This window comes from Methanobrevibacter sp. TMH8, from assembly GCF_020148105.1.
GTDB lineage: Archaea > Methanobacteriota > Methanobacteria > Methanobacteriales > Methanobacteriaceae > Methanobinarius.
The window spans coordinates 84,993-90,992 of sequence record NZ_JAHLZE010000035.1 but is presented as its reverse complement, the minus strand read 5'-3'; the positions used below and the strand labels follow the sequence as shown (position 1 = coordinate 90,992).

At 26.9% G+C, this 6,000-nt stretch carries 4 protein-coding genes; all 4 read right to left on the bottom strand.

Going from position 1 to position 6,000, the window contains the following annotated elements; genetic code table 11:
• On the bottom strand, positions 1–2,179 hold a 2,179-nt coding region (locus KQY27_RS07835; RefSeq protein WP_224426017.1), incomplete at its 3' end, for a right-handed parallel beta-helix repeat-containing protein.
• Positions 2,180–3,232: 1,053 nt separating this feature from the next.
• The gene (locus KQY27_RS07830; protein ID WP_224426016.1) at positions 3,233–3,913 is read right to left on the bottom strand and encodes a DUF2100 domain-containing protein; all 681 of its coding nucleotides are present in this window, start codon (positions 3,911–3,913) and stop codon (positions 3,233–3,235) included.
• A 26-nt stretch (positions 3,914–3,939) separates the two neighbouring features.
• Positions 3,940–4,419, bottom strand: a complete 480-nt coding sequence (locus tag KQY27_RS07825; protein WP_224426015.1) for an Lrp/AsnC family transcriptional regulator — start codon at positions 4,417–4,419, stop codon at positions 3,940–3,942.
• A 494-nt stretch (positions 4,420–4,913) separates the two neighbouring features.
• Complete coding sequence (locus tag KQY27_RS07820) at positions 4,914–5,825, bottom strand: methanogenesis marker 7 protein (protein ID WP_224426014.1); 912 nt, start codon at positions 5,823–5,825, stop codon at positions 4,914–4,916.
• Positions 5,826–6,000: the final 175 nt, after the last annotated feature.

Here is a 6,000-nt window from a genome sequence, read left to right as displayed (position 1 = left end):
TTTTGATTTTAACTCCGTTTCTCATATGGAAAAGAGCTAAAACAGTAGATTTAGATTTTAAACTTCCTTTATTAGCTATTGTAACTTTATATGTGGACACTTTTTTCCTGAAAGACAATTTTTTAATTGATGCAATTCCTAAGTTAGTTTTAGGGTTGACTTTTTGCACTTTTGATATTTTTGAAGATTTGTAGTTGCTGTCTCCTGCGAATTTAGCTGTTATTGTATGTTTTCCACCTTTTAATCCAGCTATCTTAAATACAGCTATTCCATTGTTGTTAGTTGTTGCTGTGTATGTTTTTCCTTTGATTGTTAATGATATTTTTTTGTTTTTGAGGATATTTCCATTTGCATCTTTTAGGGTTACTTTTATGTTGGTTTTTTTACCTTCTTTGATAGTTGGTGCAGAAACTGTTATAACAGTACCCTTCTTTTCTTCTATTACTATATTAACATTAGTAGTAGTGTTAGATTCACTGTAAAAAGTAGTTCCTAAAGTATCAGTAGTATTAAATTCTTCAAAGGTTGTAAAAATGTTGTATGATCCTGTGCTAGGAGCGTTATAGGTGAACTCAGCAATACCATTGTTGTTGGTTATTGCAGTTCCTACTAATTTTCCATTAACATAGAAATTAATAGTTGCACCAACAATAGCATTACCATTAATAATATTAGTAGCTTTCACTCTTATTGTAATTTTATTGCCTGAAACAACAGTACTAATAGCTAAACCTGATTGAACATCAATCACATTTCCTGAACCAGTAACTTCACCATTATTAACAATATCATTTCCAGAATTACCAGAAACATTATTATTTCCAACAGTAGCATTACCATTGTTAGAAACACCACTACCACCATTACCACCAATCTCATTATCAGCAATATCAGCAGTAGCATTCTCACCATTAACTATACCATCACCAGCATTATCATTAATAACATTACCTACAACAGTAGCATTACCATCGTTAACAACACCACTACCACCATTACCAACAACTTCATTATCAGCAATATCAGCAGTACCATTCTCATTATTAGTTATTCCATTACCACCATTACCAACAATTTCATTACCAGAAATAGTAGAATCACCACTATTAATAATTATTCCATCACCACTATTATCATTAATAATATTATCAGTTATAGTAGTACTATTACCATTACTATAAATACCACCATTACCATTATTATTAGTGATATTATTATTATCTATAGTGACATTATTACCACCATTGCCTATTGCGCCACCATTTGATCCCGTATTCTCTTCAAAAGTAGAATTAGATATAATTGTATCATTAGCAGCATTACTTATTGCACCACCGTTATTTGTTGCAGAATTGTTAGTGAATGTGCAGTTAATTATGTTCACATAATTACCATCACTAGTGATTGCACCACCGCTATTTGTTGCAGAATTGTTAGTGAATGTGCAGTTAATTATACTCGCATTATAACACTTATTGATATTAATTGCAGCACCATTCGATCCAGTATTATTATTAAATATACAATTAATTACAACTGTATAATTTCCACTAGACCACACTCCTCCTGAACTACTAGTTCCATTGTTATTTTCGAAATTAGAATTAATCACATTCAGATTAATACCACTATTCCTTATTGCAGCACCAACACCAGCATCATTATTAATGAAATTAGAATCTAATACAGAAACATTACTACCAACATTGTAGATTGCACCTCCTAAAGTTCCATTATTATTTAAGAATGTACAGTTTATGAATGTCATTGTTGTTCCAGCATAATTGTTCCAAATTGCACCACCATTAGCTGTTGTGTTTCCATTTATAAATGTTAGATTAATGAAAGTCACATTCAGATTGTTGCCTATTGTATATATTCTTGATAGTCCTTGTGCATCTAGGATTACTTTGTCTTTAGTTTTTCCTGCTATTGTAATGTTTTTATTAATTGTCATATTTGTATTATTATTGCCTATGTATGTTCCTTCATCAAGTTCTATTGTATCACCAGCAGTTGAACTACTAAGTGCACCACTTATTCCACCAGCAGTTGAGTTATCAATCGTAGTAGTGGTAGCTGCAAATCCAGCTTGTAAACTAATTACAGCTAATAAAATAATACTTATTATAATTAAAGTATGAGTTATTATTTTTTTGTTTTGTTTAATTTTATTCACCTCCCCATTTATTTTGGGTTAAAATATTTTTTTTCAAAATTCTAAAATGTGATAAAAAGAAAGAATAAAATGATTCTCCTAAAAAAAGAATTCTTAGGGGGTGATATAAAAAATTCTTAACAGGAACATACATTTATCTTCTTTTATCACATTACAAATTTCTTTGATTAATAAAACCAATATTAATATATAAATTAGTAATAAAACTCTCCATAAAAGTTATCAGCCTATTACAATATTATACATTAAAAAAAGAGCATTTACTCAAAAAATCATTGTATAAAACTCTTCATAATCTTATTAATCATAAAAAGGCTACTCAAAAAAAAATAATATTTTTCATTGATAGGCTTTTTATCATTAATAAGAAAAGGACACAACAATAGAACAATTGTTATATTAATAGATAAAAAAATATAATAAAAAACTCCCCCTATAAAACAACTATGTTGAAAAAAACTCTCTCTTATACAAAGAATAATTTATTAATTCCAAATTTACTTCGTTATATTTCGGTTAAACGAACTAACTTACTATTTTTCTAATATAATTAATATAATATCAGTTTACAGTTCATACTAAAATATTCTAATAATTATAAAATTTATTAAATATTCAATATTTTTCATATAATTTATTTTTTTATAAAGAAAATACCCCTCTATTTTTCCAAATTATGCATATTTTTCATCAATTTACTTCGTTTAACCGAAATTAAACGAAGTAAGAAAAAACACATAATTAAACCATATTAAATAATGAAAACTGTAATCAATAGATGAGTCCAAAATTTAACACGGCGACAATTTAGTAAAATTTTTTTTACTAATATTCTATATTGACAAAGAGATATATAAATATTATGATTTTGTAAAAAATATTTACCATGAAAAATATAAATATGTAACTAAAAAACCAATATAATTCTATAAAAAATATAAAACTAAAAATAAAAAATATATAAAAAAGTTATCCTATAACTATTTCTAGGATATTAATAAACTATTAAAAAAAATGAGTAAAATAGCTAATAAAACAAGAATAATTTAATAATCAGCTATTCTCTATAATTTCAATGATATCTATTTCAGTAAAGTCTTTTAAGTTGTTGTTTAGATGGACAATTGCATCGTAATGTTCTTCTGCCCTTTTTCCGAGTAGCTGTCCATTTATATCATCTTCAGCTAAGATGATAATTTTTTCTGGGTTTAAAGATTGTTTCTTTCTGTTTATGTCATTATGAATATGTTCAACCTTGGTTTTTATTCCTTTTAATGCAGCTTCAGGGATCTTTGGATTTATTTCTTTCATATCCTCAACATCTAAAGGAACACTAGCTACGAGTATTCTTTGAACATCAATACCAAGTTTCTTTAATGATTTTTTAAAGTTATTTTTTGATGTTATAAAAAGAACATTTTCAGTTAATTCACCTAGATCCACTTTTTCTTCTTGTTTATCAATAACTTTAAAATCAGCCAGAATAGAATCAATATTATCTCTAGCTGAAATGAGAGATTTAATAAATTCTTCTGCTTCTTCTTTAGAAAGATCATGAGTAGGTAAACTACTATATAAAAAATCTTCAGCAGATATTAATTCTTTAAAAAGGTTTTCAAACTTTTTAACATCAATATGGCCATCTTGTGGAACTTTTAATTTGGCATTTCCATCAATTCGAGTTGATGCTTTTTCAACTAAGTGCTGAGCTTGTTTAAAACGAATATCATTCATAAGATCCCATTAAATTATCCATATTTTTAAAGCATGTGAATTGAACTTGGTTCTTCTTTAACAACATTTAAAACTGTTTGAGTATAAGTCCTTTCAACACCAGGTTCTTTTAACAACTCTTTAACAAACTTATCTAATTCATCAGTATTTTTAAATTTAGCTATTAAAAAAGCGTCATATTCTCCAGTAACATCGTAAATAGCTAAAACATGTTTATTGAAAGATTCTTTCTCTTCCCAGTTCTCAAGTTGTCCCCCTTTAACTCTAACTCCGATAATACTGGTTAAACCATAACCCAACTTTCTATGATCCATGATAGGAGCAAATTTTTTAATTACTCCCGTTTTCATCAATTTATCTACACGATTGTGTACAGTTCCAACAGAAATGTCGAGTTCACGAGATATTTGCCTATAAGGGGTTCTAGCATCCTCATTTATCATTTCAATGATATTTTTATCTGTTTTATCGATTACAACTACATTTTCTTTGTTGTCATTACTCATTTTATCATTCCAGAAAGTATTAATATAACTCAACAATATCACAGCAGAATTTTAGAATTAAAAATCCGAAAAACAATATTCAGTTTATATAATTATATAACTAATATGTCTTTGAACAATGTTTAGTTTTTCATTATTAATATTCTTTTCTTTTTAAGTTTTTGAAAAAAATTGATATTTTAAATATATAATAAATAATTTTTAAGGATAAAAATAGATTGTAAAAATTAAAATAAAAAAATGAAAAATAGTCTTAAAATAATATCACTTAAAATAATAAGGATTAATAAATCCGTTATTAAAATAATTAAAAAAGATAACTGAAAAATGAAATATCAAAATAATGAATAATAAAATAATGAATATAATAAAAATAAGAAAAATAAGAAAATAGTATAATAATAAAGATAATAAAAATAAGAAAATAATATAATAATAAAACAATGCAAAAATTGAAATAATAGAATAATGAATAATAAAAAATTTAAAAAGTTTTATACTATTGCACTTTCACTTAATAGCTTAACTAATATATAATCATACATATGAGACTTTTTAATATCTGCAATTTCTTTTAATGGCTTATCATTGACCATTACATTAGCTATTTCTTCATGATATTTATCATAATCAAGTTTTACTCTAACACCATCCAACTGACTTGTAACTGGAGTTGGAGAAATTACCTCAGAAATAGCTGGAACTTGATTTTCAATAGCATTTTTAACTAATATTGATGGAGCAAGAGGTGGATCCAATGCCATATCTCTTCTTTTTTGATCCAACATGTTTTCCACAACATCTACAAGATTTCTAAGAGCCCTAATGTTTTCTCCTCGTTTAAGTCTTCTTGGAATTCTTCCAAGCCCACTTACATAAGCATCTGCACCAGGAAGGTCATCAAGATCTATTTCAGGAGCTCCTGTAACAATTACTGGAATGTCAATATCATCAAATAAAAAAGTTTTGTCCATGATACATTGTTTAAAGCTACCAAGAGCATATATAGCTATATCATGCTCTTCTATAAGTCTTTTTTCATATTCTGTAATTCCCGCTGTGCCTTTACCTGCACCACGAGCAAGTCCAATCATATTATCTTTAGCACCATAACGACGAAGATATTCAGATATATCACAAGCTGCATGAGGCAAGTGATGTCTTGCAAGAGTTGGAGATACAATAGCTATTTCAGTTCCAGCCATAGGCGCTGTAGAAATTTTACCCAATAATTCCTTTGATTTTTCCTTGATTTTATCAACATCATCAATAGGAACAGCCATATTTAAAATAAGATCCATCTGTAATATATTTTCCTGAAGAATGAATCCTCCTAAATCTTCAATGAGCTCTCTCATCTCTTCACTCTTATGTACTCCTCCAGAATAAGTTAAAGTTTCATACACTTTGTCATCTCCAGTAAATATAACATATAATATATTATAAAAGAATATTAGTAATCCTAGTTAATAAAATTATTTAATTAATTATTTAGTAAATTATTTAGTAAATTTAAAATAAATTATCTATTGATTTATTTAATTATTTTAAATTAATTATTATCTAAAATTAATATCAATA

What these genes read in the sequence shown, in the direction of transcription:
- KQY27_RS07825 (WP_224426015.1), bottom strand. Translation starts at nt 4,419, where the DNA reads ATGAGTAATGACAACAAAGAAAATGTAGTTGTAATCGATAAAACAGAT.
- KQY27_RS07830 (WP_224426016.1), bottom strand. Translation starts at nt 3,913, where the DNA reads ATGAATGATATTCGTTTTAAACAAGCTCAGCACTTAGTTGAAAAAGCA.